This window comes from Romboutsia sp. 1001285H_161024_C4, from assembly GCF_015550185.1.
Lineage (GTDB): Bacteria > Bacillota > Clostridia > Peptostreptococcales > Peptostreptococcaceae > Romboutsia_C > Romboutsia_C hominis.
The window spans coordinates 67,378-83,328 of sequence record NZ_JADNAJ010000002.1; the positions used below are offsets into that span (position 1 = coordinate 67,378).

Consider the following 15,951-nt stretch of genomic DNA (forward strand, 5'->3'; position numbering starts at 1 on the left):
TCAAGAAAGGTAAATAATATGAAAACTATATGTTACTTAGCAGATGGGTCAAATCCACACACTATTAAATGGTGTGATTACTTTAAAACAAGAGGATATAATATACATGTTATATCCTTAAATGGTGGAAAAATAGATGGGGTTAAGGTGCATGACTTTAGCGCTAATGTAGAAGAATTAAGAAATGAAAGCATATTAAAAAAATCAGGCTATATAAAGTATATAGGTGAAATTAAAAAGCTTGTACATGAGATAAAGCCAGATATACTACATGCACAATATGCAAGTAGTTATGGATTTATAGGAAGCTTTTTAGGATATCATCCATACATAATCTCTGTATGGGGAACAGATATATATGATTTCCCTAACAATGGAATAATACAAAAGCAAATTATAAAGCATAATTTTAGAAAATGCGATTATATATTCTCAAATAGTAGAGATATGGCAAAGGAAGCAAATAAATATACAAACAAACATGTAGATGTAACTTTCTTTGGTGTAGACATGGATAGATTTAAGCCTATAGATGTTAAAAAAGATGACACATTTACAATAGGAATAATAAAAAGTCTTGAGAAAAAGTATGGAATAGAATATCTTATAAAAGCATTTAAAGAATTAAAAGATGAATATCCAAATAAAAAGATGGCTTTAAAAATAGGTGGTTCCGGAAAAAATAAAGAAAACCTAGTAAGCTTAACTAAAGAACTAAATTTAGAAAATGACGTAGAGTTTTTAGGAAGAATAGCACCTGATAATATTGCTAAGACTTTCTCATCTTTTGATGTTACAGTATTTCCATCATTAAGAGAAGGGTTTGGCGTTGCAGCTATAGAATCTCAAGCTTGTGAAGTTCCTGTAATAGTTACTAATGTGGGGGGACACCCTGAATCATTAGACAACAATAAAACAGGATTTATAGTTGAGCCTAAAAACCCTACACAAATAAAAGAAGCTATAATAAAGTTTATGAATGATGAAGATTTAAGAATAAAAATGGGAAAAGAAGGCCGTGAGTTTGTAAAAAACAACTATGAAATAAATTTAAACTTTGGAGATATAGCTAAGATATATGAGAATATATTAAATAAATCTAAATAAATTATACATTTTTTATTATTAATGATATAATAAGCATAGTTAGTGGCTTAGTCTTAAATAAACGCTGTTTATAGGGGGCTAAGCCTTATTTTGTAATTTCTTTGCAAAATTTGTAATATGGAGGGGATTTATTTGAGCAGTATGAATTTATCAAAAGATAATATGTCAAGAGTCTTAGTTATCGGTGGAGGACGTGCTGGTGAGATGGTAATACATGAGCTAGAAAGAAATCCACAATTAAACAAAAAGGCTATAGCAATAATAGATGATGATTTATCTAAAATAGGCAAAAAGATTAATAATATAGAAATAGTTGGAACAAGGGATGATATAGATAAAGTTATAGAAGAATACAATATAGAAGAAATTATATTTTCAATAGCAAATATATCAAAAAAAGAGAAAAAAGAAATAATAAACATCTGTAAAAATACAGAATGTAAAATAAAAACAATACCGGGGATTTATGAGATAATAGATGGAAAAGTTGATATAAAGCAAGTTAGAGATGTAGATATAACGGATTTACTAGGAAGAACACCTATAGAAGTCGATTTTAAGATAATGGGTCAATATATACAAGATAGTACTGTATTAGTTACAGGAGGGGGAGGTTCAATAGGTTCAGAGCTTTGTAGACAAATATCTCGTTTAAGACCTAAAGAACTTATAATAGTAGATATATACGAAAATAATCTATATAATATCCAACAAGAGCTATTAAGAGCTTATGGAGATACCTTAAAAGTAAAAGCAATAGTAGCATCTGTAAGAGAAGAAAAAAGAATGGAAAAAATATTTGAAAAGTACAGACCAAATGTAGTATTTCATGCAGCAGCACATAAGCATGTTCCTTTAATGGAATTTAGCAAAGGAGAAGCTATAAAAAATAATATATTTGGTACTTTAAATGTAGCTATGCTTGCTAGTAAATATAATGTTAAGAGATTCTTACTAATATCTACAGATAAAGCAGTAAACCCAACTAATATTATGGGTGCTACAAAAAGAGCTGCCGAGATGATAATACAAACTCTAGATGAAAAAAGTGATACAGAGTTTGTTGCAGTTAGATTTGGAAATGTGTTAGGAAGTAATGGAAGTGTTATACCATTATTCAAAAAACAAATAGAAGAAGGTGGACCAGTTACTGTAACTCATCCAGAAATAATAAGATATTTTATGACAATAGAAGAAGCAGTAGGACTTGTTATACAAGCAGGTGGTATGGCAAAAGGAGGAGAAATATTTGTACTTGATATGGGAGAACAAGTTAAAATATTAGACCTTGCTAAAAACTTAATAAAGCTTAGTGGACTAGAACCAGATGTAGATATTGAAATAAAGTTTACAGGATTAAGACCGGGTGAAAAGTTATATGAAGAACTTTTATTAGAAGAAGAAGGATTAAGTGATACAAGACATAAAAAAATATTTATAGGAAGTAGAATAGAATTTGATACAAGACAGCTATTTGAAGGATTAGATAAGCTTTATAATTTAGTTAAAGAAGAAGATGAAGATGGGTTAGAAGAGGCTATGAAAGAGCTAGTATCAACATATAAAAACCCAGAAGAAGTAAATGTATTATAAAAAAGTAACAAAATTGTTACCATATATTTGAAAAAAATGTAAAATAGTGATACAATTAATTTATAAAAAATAATGAGGGGTGAATTATGGGGATAAGAAAAGAGAAGAGAAATCTAATAACAAAAGCTACAAGTATGATGATACTTTCAGGTAGCTTACTTATAACTGCTAATAATCAAGAAGCTTATGCTGATACAGCATCAAGCCAATCATATATAAAAAGTACTATACAAAAAGGAACAGTATACAACTGTGGTTCATTAAATGTAAGAAAAGGACCAGGAACATCAAATTCTATTATAACAAAGGTATACTCAGGAAACACTGTTGAGATACAAGAGAAAAATAGCAATGGATGGTATAAAATAAAGACTCCAAATGGTCAAATAGGTTGGGTTAGTGGTGCTTATATAAGATTAGCATCAAATAATAACCAAGGTAGTAGTGTAGCTAGTAGCCAACCTACTCAAGCTATAAATAAAAATGGAGTAGTATATAACTGTGGTTCATTAAATGTAAGAACAGGACCAGGAGCATCAAATTCTATTATAACAAAGGTATACTCAGGAAATAGTGTTTATATACAAGAAAAACACAGCAATGGTTGGTACAAAGTAAAAACTTCAAACGGCCAAGTAGGTTGGGTAAGTGGATCTTATGTAAAAATACAAGAATCAAATAGCAACCAAAACAACCAAAATAATAATCAAAATAATCAAGTAACAAATAGCAATAAATCTAAGCAAATAGTAGATTTAGCGCATAAGCAATTAGGAAAGCCATATGTATGGGGTGCAGAAGGCCCAAGTAGCTTTGACTGTTCAGGATTAACATCATATGTATACAAAAATGCAGCAGGTGTAAAATTACCTAGAACATCTAAATCTCAAGGTACTGTTGGAAGATATGTTAGCAAAGCTAACTTAAAGCCAGGTGATTTAGTATTCTTTGCATCAAATGGAAAGACTATAAATCATGTTGGTATATATATAGGAAATTCGAAAATGATACATTCTCCTAAGCCAGGTCAGAATGTTAGAATAGATAGTATAAGTTCTGGATATTATGCGAAAAACTACTTTACAGCAAGAGCTGTATTATAGAGTATAATAAGCTTATATTAACTAAAGATAATATCAAAAAGTATTAGGGTATTTTATTAGAGCTAAAGCTCTGATAGAATACTCTTTTTTAGTAAAAATAAGCTATTAAAATAAATATAGTAAATAAATTTTAAAACAATAGAAATTTTTGAGATATAGTATATAAATTGACTGAGTAAATATGTTTCTATATACTATAAATTAAGTTTTAAAATTTGGATTTTATATAATAGGGGGAAAAAATGAAGAAACTAAAAGCATTTATAGTATCTTTTTTAATGATACTATCAGCATCAACTGTCAATGCATCAGCAAGTGATAAAGAGATGAGAGCAGCTTGGATATCAACAGTTTACAACATGGACTGGCCTAGTAGTAAAAACAACGAAACTGCTCAAAAAAGAGAGTACATAGAATTATTAGATAAGTTAAAATCTGTGGGAATAAACACAGTAGTAGTTCAAGTTAGACCAAAGGCAGATGCTATTTATAAATCAAGCATAAATCCTTGGTCAGAATACTTAACAGGTACTCAAGGAAAAGACCCAGGTTATGACCCATTACCATTTTTAATAGATGAGGCACATAAAAGAGGTATGGAGTTTCATGCATGGTTTAATCCATATAGAGTCACAACTACTGGAACAGACTTAAGTAAACTAGCAAGTAACAATCCAGCAAGGTTACATCCAGATTGGGTACTTAAGTGTAAAAATGGAAGCAATGAAGCGCTTATATACAATCCAGGGCTTCCTGAAGTTAGAAAGCATGTAGTGGATTCTGTTAATGAGGTTGTAAGAAATTACAATATAGATGGAGTTCACTTTGATGACTACTTCTATAGAAGTGGTATAGATGATAGTGACACTTATAATAAATATAAAAAGCCAGGACAAAGTATAGAGGACTGGAGAAGAGAAAATGTAAATACTTTATTAAAAGAAGTTAAAACTTCCATAAAAGAAATAAAGCCAAATGTAGAGTTTGGAGTAAGCCCAAAAGGTATATGGAGAAATAAAGATAGTGATCCAACAGGTTCAGATACAAGAGGAGCAGAGAGTTATTCAGATGACTTTGCAGATACTAGAACTTGGATAAGACAAGGCCTAGTAGATTATGTAGTTCCTCAGCTTTATTGGCCAATAGGATACTCTGCAGCTGATTATTCAAAATTAGTTAGCTGGTGGGCAAATGAAGTAAGAGGATACGATGTAGATTTATATATAGGACAAGGTGTATACAAAAATGGTACAGGAGATTACCCAGGTCAAGATGTAGCAGGAGAAATTAAAGAACAAATAAACTTAAATAGACAATACAGTGATATAAAAGGAAGTATGTATTTCTCAGCACGTGATATAGTAAAAAATTCTAAACTTCAAAGTGACATGAAAGACCTTTATGTAAATAATATAAAAATAACAGAGCTTAAAGGAGAAGATAGATACGAAACAGCGTGTAAAATAAGCAAAGAAGGATGGAAAGAAGGAGCAAAAACTGTAATACTTACAAATGGTAATTCAGTAGTAGATGGAGTAACAGCTACACCACTTGCATCAGTAAATGATGCTCCAATATTACTAGTTCAAAAAGACGGTATACCAGCTTCTACAAAAGATGAAATCAAAAGATTAAATCCAAGTAATATAATAGTTATAGGTGGAGAAGGTTCTGTAAATAATAAAATAATGGATGAATTAAAATCTATATTACCAAGTGTGTCATTAACTAGAATAGGTGGTATAGATAGATATGAAACATCTCTTCAAATAGCTAAAAAAATATCAGAAAAAGTTGATATAAATAAGGTATATTTAGCAGGTGGATATGGTGAAGTAGATGCACTATCTATAGCATCACAAGCTGGTATAGATAAACAACCTATAATATTATCTGGAAAAGATAGTTTAAGCGAAAATATATATAATTGGCTAAAGTCACAAGGTATACAAGAGGCTTATTTTGTAGGAGGAAAAACTGTATTATCTGATGAAGTTATAAAACAAGTAAATAAAATAACTTTAAATAATGTATTAAATAATAGAATATCTGGTGATGATAGACAAGAAACTAATGCAAAGATAATAGGAAAGTTTTATCCTCAAAATAAATACAACACATTACTAGTAACAAAAAGTAACCCACTAGTAGATGCACTAACAGCAGGACCATTAGCTGCAAAACTTAATTCTCCTATTATTATATTAGGAGATACTATTAGTGAAACTCAAAAGACTGTATTAGGTGTAAAAAATACACAAAGCATACACAAAATAGGTGGGGGAATAAATGATACTGCCTTTAATAATGTAGTAAATTTAGTTAAATAATAGTAAATTGTTAATAAAAAAGAGTTATTCTATTTAACTAGAATAACTCTTTTATTTATATAATTATAATAAAAACACCCTATAAAAGTTTATAGGGTGTTTTTAATTAAAAATCTATTTCATATTAGGATTATCTTTAGGCATTATATCCTTGAAGATAAAGTCATGTAGTATATCTAAACTATCTGGAGTAAATTCAAGTACCCATCCAGTTTGATGACTTATAATATGACCTGTACTGTGAACACCATCATCTATAGGGAATTCCATTTGCTTTAACTCTAAATTACCCATACTTAAAACTTTAGTACCTAATCCTATTATTTCAGTAGGACTCATGTTAGTTCTAACATAAGGAAGTATAGTATTTAATAACTCAGGGTATTTAGTTACAGGTAAATTCTTAACTCCGTTTATTAGACCTTGTATAACATTTCTTTGTCTTCTATCTCTTTCAAAAGCAGAGTCATTCTTTCTTATACGAGAGTAAGAAAGTAATTGGTATCCATTAAGTTTTTGGTTACCAGCATGTTCTATATACTTAATTTCACCTTTATTAGGGTCATTATCCCACTTATAAGTTTCTGGTATAAACTTATTCATTTCTTTTATTTCATTTTCTTTAACATCTACTTCAACGCCACCTAATGCATCAACTATATCCATAAATGAATAGAAGTTAACAGTAGCATAATCTTGAATATCCACTTCGAAGTTTTTCTCGATAGTTTCTATAAGTAAGCTTTCTTTTCCATATGCATAAGCATGTGTAAGTTTTTGTTTTCCATGTCCAGGAATATCAACATATGCGTCACGAGCTAGTGATGTAAGTTTTAAACTCTTATTCTTGTTATCAATAGTAAGTATCATCATCGTATCAGATCTTGATGTTTTTTCACCAGGTCTTTCATCAGTACCTATTAATAGTATATTAGTAATTCCTTTTTCATTTTTATATTGATTGTTGTTCAATATATCTGAGTTTACACTAGAATCATGAATACTATTTAGTTTAAAGTATAGATATCCAAAGGCTGCTAAAGGAAAAGCAACAACTAGTACAGCCAAGAATATAACGAACTTTGCCAAAGGTGAAAGCCTTTTTTTATTCTTCTTTCTCGACAAAATAATCCCTTCTTTCTTTATCATTTTCCAACAATATACTTATTATATTAAAGTATAGCAATATATTCAATAGTATATATGTAACAAAAAATATACAAATATAACTTTATATATAATATATATCAAAATAAAGAACCTATTCATATAAAGTAATAAAGGTAAAAATAAAGAGGTGGAAGTAAATGTTATATGTTGATAAAAACCAAATCAACGAAGTGCATAAAGGAATATCTTATAACTTGAACTATCCAATTATACAAACTGAAGGTATAAACCATAATAAAGTAAATAAACTTAACAAAGATATGTATGAAGATGTAGAAACATTTAAAGAAGTTATAGAATTACAAAATGAATTTGACTATATAAACATAAATAAAAACATAATGTCAGAGTATAGTGTACATTTAAATACTGAAGATATGATAAGTATAGTTATAGAGTTTTCTCAAATAGCTGGACTATATGGAATAAGTTATATAAATTCATATAACTATGATTTAAAAGAAGGTAAATATATAACATTAGATGATTTATTTAAAAAAGACAGCTACTATATAAAAAGGATAAATGAAAAGATAATAGATAATATAGACTCTATACTAGAGAGGTATTGTTATGATGAAGAAGATATTGAAGGTTTTTTAGGAATAACAAAAGACCAATCTTTTTATATAGAAGAAAATGCAGTGGTCATATGTTTTTCTAGTTATGAGTTTGATAAATTAATATCTACACCGATAGAATTTAAGATTAGTTTTTATGAATTTGAAGATTATTTAAGTGATTATGCAAAGAAAAAAATATGCAGAAAATAATTTTTAGGGGGATAATATGCTAAAAGAATATGATAGAGAAAAAGCAGTAGCTTATGCTAGAAAATGGGCACTAGATTATAATCCTACTTATGCAAACTATGAACTTTATGGAGGTGACTGCACAAATTATATATCGCAGTGCCTAAGGGCTGGGAATATTCCTTTTGATAATATTGGAGAACATGTACTTAAAAAATGGTATTGGTATAGTGAATATTCAAGAACTCCAACTTGGACAGCAGCAGAGCCTTTTTATAAATATGTAGTAGGTAATAATAGCATCTCAACTGAAAACTATGGAGTATATGCAAGAGATGCAGTATATAATGAATTAGAGCTAGGAGATATAGTGCAACTTGTATATGATAATGTAGCATATCATGCAATGATAGTTACAGACATAATATTAGAAGGTGAATATTTATTAGATTACCTTATATGTCAACATACTTATGATTTACTAGATTATCCCCTTAGTTTAAAAGAGGGAGAGAGAAGATATATAAAAATATTAGGATATTACCAATAATATGAAATATATTGTTGAAATAAAAGTGTTCTCTAGCTATAATATTACAGAGAACATTTTTATTTTAAAATATTAATTTATAAAAAGATTAAAATATATAAAAAGGGAATATAAATGATTAGAGAAAAAATAAGAAGTTTTACAGAAGATGTTTGTGATCATAATGGATACACAAACGAAGTAAAAGAGGAAATTGAGTATACATTAAGTATATTTTTATTTGAAATAACAAAAATATTTATTGTTATATTATTATTTTCTTTATTAGGTCTTTTTAAAGAGATATCTTTAGTAATGATTGTCATGGGACTTACAAAACCATTTACAGGTGGATATCATGAAAGTACACAAATTAAATGCCTAGTAGCAACAATTATTCTATCAGGGATTATTATTATTTTATCTATAAATAATAATTTAAATTTTATTAGTATTATACTATTAAATTTAATAAATATATTTAGTGTATATCATCAAGCACCAATAATTAATGAAGATATGCCACTTACTAGGGAAGATTTAATAAGAAAAAATAGAATTATTGCAACAATAAGTTGTATTATATTCTTTATAATAGCTTTAATATTAAGCTCAAAAGGAATTTATAGTAGTATTATAACATGGACATTAGTTATAGACTCATGTCTTATGTTTAATAAAAAATATAAAATCAAAATTAAGGGGGACTAGCAAAATGAAAAAAATAATAGGTGGGTTAATGTGTTTATTATCAATAGTTGTTATGAATACAGGAGCAGCTTCTATGTTATTAGTAGGAACTGAAAAAATGCCTGAATCAATGAAAAACAAGAGGTAGTATGTTAACTATAGCAGACATAACAAATTCTATAATACAGTCTATACTAACAAGTTTTTTTCCGTACTACTTTTTAAAAAAAGAAGGACTAATTAAAAATAAAGATGGGATTATTAAATTTATACTTACATCTATAGTTATATTTGCAAATGTAACTATAGTAACTAAATTAATTGGAGGAACATCTTTATCTATAATTATAATGAATATACTTAACATGATTATAATAGCATGTTCTTATTTTGATCATTATAATAAAGCAATAGTTTCATACTTTATAATGTATATTATAATGCAAATATCTGTGATAATAGTTGGGAATATACATTGGTCATACATACAAGAATTGTTAAATAATATTGAATTATCTACAGTATTAACTATGTATTTACCAATGTATGCAATAGAGTTGCTTATATTTATATTTAAAGATAAAATATACTCAATATACAAACTTTTAAATAGATATAAATATTGCTTTGAAGTTGGAGTATTTTTCGTACTTTCTTTTGACTATATACTTTCTTTATCATTAATCATACATGGAAATGATAGTGTTGTTTTTAAGAATTTAATAATAATTAGTTGTATTGTATTTTTAATATCACTATTTATGTATGTTTTAAGTATAAACAAAAAAATTAATGAAATAGAAAAGTTAAATATAGCATTAAGTAATAAAAATAATGAACTTAAAAAAATAAAGCATGACTATGGTTCACAAATCTCTTACATAAATGGACTATATATAATGGAACAATATGAAAGATTAGGTGATCTTCTAAAACATATAATAAATGGAAATAATCAAGTATCAGGTAATATAAAAATTATATCAAATGAAAATTCTATAATTACATGTATAGTTAATTCTTTCGATTTTAAAGATATAAACATAATAGTAGAAGAGGAAAGCGACATCCAAAACTTAAATATATCAGAGTATGATCTGCAAAAAATACTATCAAATATAATAAGTAATTCTATAACAGCATTAGGCAATAATGGTTTAATCATTATAAAAACATATAAAATATTTAATAATATATACATAAGTATTAAAAATAATGGACCTAAAATAGAAGATAAAATAATTGATAAAATTTTTGATGAAGGTTTTACAACGAAAACAGATATGAATAAAAAAGAAAATGGATTTGGATTAGCAATAGTAAAAGAATTAGTGGAAAAGAACAAAGGAAAGATTTATGTAGATAGCAATGTTGATTATACAGAATTTAAAATATTATTTTCAGTATAAAATATAGTTGTCATAAATTTTTACAGACGGTATTTTATCATCAGGGGTACTATAGCAAAACATAAAGGGAATATTTTAAATATATAAATAAATATTTAAGATAGTATAAAAGCTATGAACTGTATAGATTAAACTATACATTTCATAGCTTTTTTAATAATGTTTATTTTAAAGTATATTTCTATAGAGATTATAAGTATTTATACTTTGTAGATTATGTATATAAAGAATTTTATCAATATTATTTTCACTTAAGTACTTATCTATATCTACCTTATAATATCTAGGGTCAATAACATGTATCTTAGCATAATCATAAGCTAAAAATGGGATAAAGTTATGAGCATAAGAATCTTTAAATATTAAAATTTCACCATATCCACTACCATCTATAAGACATATACCAGGATCTCCATGAAGAAAGTATTGATATTTATTTTTTCCACTTAGCTTATCCTTATCATACAAAGTATTGTATTTTTTATTAAAATCAATAGCTATATTAAAATTGTTATATTTATCATAAGAGTATATATCATCACCATTTATCATAGGTAGCATTGCCTTTGAATAATAGGTACCATAAAAATTATTAGATACTTTATTATAATCTTTTAAAATATTATCTATATTAAGTGTATTATTCATATCATCATAAGCTATTTTTGCCCCAAGCTGAGTCCAATGGTGGTCTGTATTAAAGTATATTGGTAATTGTTTATATTTATTTAAAATATTATAAGGAGTATAAAAATTAATAAAACTATTACCATTAGATAGCTCTATGTCTTTAGAAATAGATTTTATATTATTATTTATATAATTTAGAGCATCATATTGATTATCAGTTATAGCCCAAGAAGGAAGCTCATCTTTATAAAAGGCTATAGAATTAGGTACTATCATTAAGGTAGAAGATATATTATATTTATCGTAAACATATTTTGACATATTTATGACCTGGGAAATATTTTTATCTATTATATCCTTATTAAATACAAACTTTTCCATAAGTCTATGTTTTTTTCCTAGATATATTTCTCTAAATTCTCTTTGCCCTACTAAATAGCTAAAAGAATTTTTTATTTCTAAAAAATTAGCTCTAAGCGGAAATTGATCAGAAGTATATTTATCAAAATCCTTAAAGAATCTTTTACTATAGATATCTTCTAGAGAAATTTGTGGAAACTGATTAAGTATTTTATTTTCTATTTCACTAATTTTTTTATCTTCAGTAAACAATGTACTTAAAGGTACTATAAATATAAAAGCAAAGAAAAAAATTAAAGTCATAAGTTTTAAAATATTATATTTCTTTTTCAAAGCTTACCTCCTAAAACCTAAAATATAGAAATGGATTAAAAGAGGAGTCTACTAAAAATGAAGTCGCCACTATAAATCCAACAATTAAAGTTATAAATCTTAAAATTTCATATTTATCTAGAATTATTTTTATAATAGGAGTAGATGCTATTATAGAAAAAACTATTAAAATTATATTAGGTATAAAATAATAATAAAAAGCACTATCTACAAAGGTATTATTAAAGTTAAACATAGAGCCTAGATAGATTAAAATACTATTAATATCTGTTATCTCAAATATAACAAATCCTATAATAACTAAAAACATAACATATATATGACTTAAAAACTTAGGTAGTTTTTTTAGAATTTCTAATAAGAATAATTTTTCAATTATTAGAATAATACCAAAGTAAAGTCCCCACAATATAAAGTTAAAGCTAGCCCCATGCCAAAGACCAGTTAAAAACCAAACTATAAAAATATTAAAAATCCATCTACTCTTACTACATCTATTACCACCAAGAGGAATATATAAATAATCTCTAAACCATATACCAAGGCTTATATGCCATCTTCTCCAAAATTCAGTTATAGATTTTGAAATGTAAGGAAAATTAAAATTCTCTAAAAGGTCAAAACCAAATATTTTACCAAGACCTATTGCCATATCAGAATAACCTGAAAAATCAAAGTATATCTGAAGAGTAAAGCAGATTATTCCAAGCCAAGCTGTTAAATTAGATAAACCATTAAAAGGTGTAGATTTAATGCTAAACCATATAGCCCCTAGATTATTTGCAATTATTACCTTCTTTAATATACCTATTATAAACCTATAAACGCCCTCATAAATTTTATCAAAACTAATACATCTATTAATAAGTTGATGTGATATATCGTGATATCTAACTATAGGTCCTGCAACTAGCTGTGGAAATAGTGTTATAAAAGTACCTAAGTTTATTATATTTTTTTGAACAGGAGAATCATTTCTATAAACATCTATACTATAAGACATAGTTTGAAATGTATAAAAACTAATACCAATAGGAAGACTAAGATTTAATAAAGGTATATTTAAATTGATTAAACTATTTAGTAGAGATATAAAAAAATCACTATACTTAAAAAAAACAAGTAAGCTTAAATTAATAATAATAGAAGAAATTAAAGCTAACTTAGATTTAAAAGTTCCTCTGTATTTATCAATTATTAGAGCATGTACATAGTCAACTATACAAGAAAACAACATTATAAAAATATATACAGGTTCTCCCCATGCATAAAATATCAAACTAAAAACCAAAAGTACTAAATTTTTTATTTTGTTAGGAGATATAAAATAAAAAAATAAAACTAATGGTAAAAAATAAAATAAAAATGTTATACTGCTAAAAACCAAATTAATAAACCTCCTAAAATTTATATAAAAATTCGCTTCACTCATATCGCCAACGACTTCGTCCGTTGCTTAAAGTGTCTTTTTACGCTTGCCAAACTTATTAGTATTATTAACTACAATAGTTATCAACATTTTTTGAATTATCATAACTTCCTTAAGCGTAAAAAGAGCTGTCACAATTTATTTTGAGACAGCTTTTATATTTTTATTTTTCTATTACTTTTAATATTTTAGATTCTACATCTGCTGCATTATTAGTAGCTATAAAGTAAACATAATTCCCTTTATTTTTTAATATTGAATTAGCTGCAGCAGTTATATTATTTTCCCCACCATAACCATCTGCAAACATTTTAAATGAATCACCATTTTTATATTCATCAATAGCACTTTTAATCTTTTCAACATTGTCAGTCTTAACCACAAAAACATCTTGAAGATTGACATTCATCATAGACTGTAATACAAAGCCTTCTTGTATATTATCTTTTACAGATTCAAATATATAGAAGTCTTTTGCATCCACATCAGCTACTGGTTGAACAGGTAAAGTGGCTTCATTATTTATAGCATCTTTTATATCATTTACAGGAACATCTTTAACTTCAGTTTTAGCTGAACATCCAACTAAGCCTAAAGAAAAAATAAGTGTAAATAGTGCTAAAAATTTTTTCATGCAAACCTCCCAAATATATCCATGTTAATATTAAATATAGTCTACTATATGTAATAGTTAAAATCAATTAATTTAATATTGAAATTATTGTTAAATATTATCATTTAAAAATAAAAAGATAAATAAAAAAATTTGGAAAATAATGAATATTAAATTTAATATATAAGGAGTAATTTTTGTTAAAATTGTAAATAATTCCAATAGAGAGGTGAAGCATATGAGAATACCAAAACATGTTGGGATAATACCGGATGGTAATAGAAGATGGGCACAAAATAAAGGAATGGGAAAAGATAAAGGATATGAAAATGGATTAGATCCTGGTATTGAAAGTTATAGACAGTTAAGAGATTTAGGTGTTGAAGAAGTAACTTTTTATGGATTTACTACAGATAATACAAGAAGACCTAGTTATCAGACAGAATCATTTACTAAAGCGTGTGTTGAGGCTGCTAATAGGCTTTTAGATGAAGGAGCATCTTTATTAGTAATAGGAAATTCCGACTCTAAAATGTTTCCCAAAGAACTTTTACCATATACTACAAGAACTAAAGAAAAGCCAGGTCAGATAAGAGCTAATTTATTAGTTAATTATGGTTGGTATTGGGATTTAAATACACTAGCTAATGCAAAAGGAGTAAATAAAAATAATATACATAACAATATACAATCTAATGATGTATCTAGGTTAGATTTAATTATTAGATGGGGTGGTAGAAGACGTTTAAGTGGATTTTTGCCAGTACAATCTATATATGCAGATTTTTATGTAGTAGATGATTATTGGCCTGACTTTAACAAAAATCATATAAATGAAGCATTAGCTTGGTATGATCAACAAGATATAACCCTTGGAGGATAAAATCATCAATTAAATAAGGACATTAAGTTGCAATTTAACCTTCTTAAATGTTAAAATACATTAGAGAAATTCAAAATGATTTCAGGAAGGGATAGCAATGTCAAAAAGAAGGAATATAAGAAAGCAAAGTGTGAGAAAAACTAAAACAAGAAGAATCAACAAGAAAAAGCTAATCTTTGTAATTTGTATATTCATAGCACTAATATTTGGGATAAGTAAAGTTGCTGCATCTACTTCTAAACTTATAGGGAATATAAAAGAAGCTAAATCACAAGAAATACAAAAACAAAAGGAAATAGAGGAAAATAAGCAATTTGATTTAGAGTCAGAATCTAGTACACCTCTAGAAGCAAAACATACTGTGGTAATAGACCCAGGTCACGGTGGAGATGACACAGGAAATGTTGGAATTAAGTCACCAGGAGACAATGAAGCAGTATATGAAAAAGATCTAGCTCTAGACATATCAAAGAAGGTAGCTGCTGTTTTATCAAATCAAAATGATATACAAGTAATACTAACAAGAACTGATGATAAAACTTTAAATACTTCAGATAGAGCAATACTTGCAAATTCTCAAAATGCAGATGCATTTATATCTATACAAATGAATGCAGAAACAGGTGGTAATACTGCAAATGGGGTAGAAACTTATTATAGACAAGATGCAGACCCTAGCGATAAATCTAAGCAATTAGCAGAAACTATACAAAACACTATGAAAGCATATGTAACTATGAAAGATAGAGGCGTAAAGCAACAGCATATACAAGTATTACAACAAACATATATGCCATCAGTAGTAGTGGAATGTGGATTTATAAGTAATAAAGAAGAGAGAGATAAACTTTTAGATAATACTTATCAAAATAGATTATCAGAGGGAATTGCTCAAGGAATACTATCATTTTTAGATAAAAATAGTAAAAAGTAGTTAACTATTAGTTAGCTACTTTTTTATTATAAGATACTATAATTAAGTTTCATAGCTATTTAGATAGGTATATGTCGATTTAGGTT

Annotated in this window: 15 protein-coding genes; 11 read left to right on the forward strand and 4 right to left on the reverse strand. The window is 27.0% G+C overall.

All coding sequences use genetic code 11. From position 1 onward, the window contains the following. Positions 1-18 precede the first annotated feature (18 nt). From I1959_RS03855 to I1959_RS03870, 4 genes are all read left to right on the forward strand, one after another. Positions 19-1,107, forward strand: a complete 1,089-nt coding sequence (locus I1959_RS03855; protein WP_195237171.1) for a glycosyltransferase family 4 protein — start codon at positions 19-21, stop codon at positions 1,105-1,107. Between the two features lie 141 nt (positions 1,108-1,248). Beyond that, positions 1,249-2,700 carry a polysaccharide biosynthesis protein gene (locus I1959_RS03860; protein ID WP_330615171.1) on the forward strand — a complete coding sequence of 484 codons (1,452 nt, stop codon included), beginning with the start codon at positions 1,249-1,251 and terminating at the stop codon, positions 2,698-2,700. A gap of 86 nt (positions 2,701-2,786) precedes the next feature. Further along, positions 2,787-3,803 carry a C40 family peptidase gene (locus I1959_RS03865; protein ID WP_195237173.1) on the forward strand — a complete coding sequence of 339 codons (1,017 nt, stop codon included), beginning with the start codon at positions 2,787-2,789 and terminating at the stop codon, positions 3,801-3,803. 242 nt (positions 3,804-4,045) lie between these two features. Continuing rightward, positions 4,046-6,133: a family 10 glycosylhydrolase gene (locus tag I1959_RS03870; protein ID WP_195237174.1), complete on the forward strand. Its 2,088-nt coding sequence runs from the start codon at positions 4,046-4,048 to the stop codon at positions 6,131-6,133. 114 nt (positions 6,134-6,247) lie between these two features. Here the strand turns inward: I1959_RS03870 and I1959_RS03875 are convergent, their stop codons facing one another. Then, positions 6,248-7,258, reverse strand: coding sequence for an LCP family protein (locus I1959_RS03875; RefSeq protein ID WP_240275591.1), 1,011 nt, complete (start codon positions 7,256-7,258; stop codon positions 6,248-6,250). A gap of 182 nt (positions 7,259-7,440) precedes the next feature. Here I1959_RS03875 and I1959_RS03880 point away from each other — a divergent pair, with 182 nt between their 5' ends. The 5 genes from I1959_RS03880 to I1959_RS03900 all read left to right on the forward strand — a co-directional run bounded on the left by I1959_RS03880 (position 7,441) and on the right by I1959_RS03900 (position 10,683). Further along, positions 7,441-8,076, forward strand: coding sequence for an RsiV family protein (locus tag I1959_RS03880; RefSeq protein ID WP_092923981.1), 636 nt, complete (start codon positions 7,441-7,443; stop codon positions 8,074-8,076). 16 nt (positions 8,077-8,092) lie between these two features. Continuing rightward, positions 8,093-8,605, forward strand: a complete 513-nt coding sequence (locus I1959_RS03885) for an amidase domain-containing protein (protein WP_195237175.1) — start codon at positions 8,093-8,095, stop codon at positions 8,603-8,605. Positions 8,606-8,719: 114 nt separating this feature from the next. Next, the gene (locus I1959_RS03890) at positions 8,720-9,295 is read left to right on the forward strand and encodes an accessory gene regulator B family protein (RefSeq protein WP_166505934.1); all 576 of its coding nucleotides are present in this window, start codon (positions 8,720-8,722) and stop codon (positions 9,293-9,295) included. 4 nt (positions 9,296-9,299) lie between these two features. Beyond that, positions 9,300-9,422 (forward strand): cyclic lactone autoinducer peptide, encoded by a 123-nt coding sequence (locus I1959_RS03895; RefSeq protein ID WP_195237176.1) that lies wholly within the window; start codon positions 9,300-9,302, stop codon positions 9,420-9,422. Between the two features lies 1 nt (position 9,423). Next, entirely contained in the window at positions 9,424-10,683 is a 1,260-nt protein-coding gene (locus tag I1959_RS03900; RefSeq protein WP_195237177.1) for a sensor histidine kinase, read from the forward strand. Between the two features lie 168 nt (positions 10,684-10,851). Here I1959_RS03900 and I1959_RS03905 read toward each other — a convergent pair whose 3' ends face one another. The 3 genes from I1959_RS03905 to I1959_RS03915 form a co-directional block, all read right to left on the reverse strand. After that, the gene (locus I1959_RS03905; RefSeq protein ID WP_166505932.1) at positions 10,852-12,006 is read right to left on the reverse strand and encodes a DHHW family protein; all 1,155 of its coding nucleotides are present in this window, start codon (positions 12,004-12,006) and stop codon (positions 10,852-10,854) included. Positions 12,007-12,016: 10 nt separating this feature from the next. Then, the gene (locus tag I1959_RS03910; protein ID WP_330615162.1) at positions 12,017-13,243 is read right to left on the reverse strand and encodes an MBOAT family O-acyltransferase; all 1,227 of its coding nucleotides are present in this window, start codon (positions 13,241-13,243) and stop codon (positions 12,017-12,019) included. A gap of 355 nt (positions 13,244-13,598) precedes the next feature. Next, positions 13,599-14,069 carry a DUF4358 domain-containing protein gene (locus I1959_RS03915; protein WP_195237179.1) on the reverse strand — a complete coding sequence of 157 codons (471 nt, stop codon included), beginning with the start codon at positions 14,067-14,069 and terminating at the stop codon, positions 13,599-13,601. A gap of 217 nt (positions 14,070-14,286) precedes the next feature. On the opposite strand from I1959_RS03915, the gene I1959_RS03920 reads away from it, so the two are divergent. Next, on the forward strand, positions 14,287-14,931 hold the full coding sequence (locus I1959_RS03920; protein WP_195237180.1) for an undecaprenyl diphosphate synthase family protein: 645 nt from the start codon (positions 14,287-14,289) through the stop codon (positions 14,929-14,931). A 97-nt stretch (positions 14,932-15,028) separates the two neighbouring features. Beyond that, positions 15,029-15,865 (forward strand): N-acetylmuramoyl-L-alanine amidase family protein, encoded by an 837-nt coding sequence (locus I1959_RS03925; RefSeq protein ID WP_092924008.1) that lies wholly within the window; start codon positions 15,029-15,031, stop codon positions 15,863-15,865. Positions 15,866-15,951 lie beyond the last annotated feature (86 nt).

Coding starts and splice junctions, on each gene's coding strand:
- I1959_RS03855 (WP_195237171.1), top strand. CDS start 19: ATGAAAACTATATGTTACTTAGCAGATGGGTCAAATCCACACACTATT.
- I1959_RS03860 (WP_330615171.1), top strand. CDS start 1,249: ATGAATTTATCAAAAGATAATATGTCAAGAGTCTTAGTTATCGGTGGA.
- I1959_RS03865 (WP_195237173.1), top strand. CDS start 2,787: ATGGGGATAAGAAAAGAGAAGAGAAATCTAATAACAAAAGCTACAAGT.
- I1959_RS03870 (WP_195237174.1), top strand. CDS start 4,046: ATGAAGAAACTAAAAGCATTTATAGTATCTTTTTTAATGATACTATCA.
- I1959_RS03880 (WP_092923981.1), top strand. CDS start 7,441: ATGTTATATGTTGATAAAAACCAAATCAACGAAGTGCATAAAGGAATA.
- I1959_RS03885 (WP_195237175.1), top strand. CDS start 8,093: ATGCTAAAAGAATATGATAGAGAAAAAGCAGTAGCTTATGCTAGAAAA.
- I1959_RS03890 (WP_166505934.1), top strand. CDS start 8,720: ATGATTAGAGAAAAAATAAGAAGTTTTACAGAAGATGTTTGTGATCAT.
- I1959_RS03895 (WP_195237176.1), top strand. CDS start 9,300: ATGAAAAAAATAATAGGTGGGTTAATGTGTTTATTATCAATAGTTGTT.
- I1959_RS03900 (WP_195237177.1), top strand. CDS start 9,424: ATGTTAACTATAGCAGACATAACAAATTCTATAATACAGTCTATACTA.
- I1959_RS03910 (WP_330615162.1), bottom strand. CDS start 13,243: ATGTTGTTTTCTTGTATAGTTGACTATGTACATGCTCTAATAATTGAT.
- I1959_RS03915 (WP_195237179.1), bottom strand. CDS start 14,069: ATGAAAAAATTTTTAGCACTATTTACACTTATTTTTTCTTTAGGCTTA.
- I1959_RS03920 (WP_195237180.1), top strand. CDS start 14,287: ATGAGAATACCAAAACATGTTGGGATAATACCGGATGGTAATAGAAGA.
- I1959_RS03925 (WP_092924008.1), top strand. CDS start 15,029: ATGTCAAAAAGAAGGAATATAAGAAAGCAAAGTGTGAGAAAAACTAAA.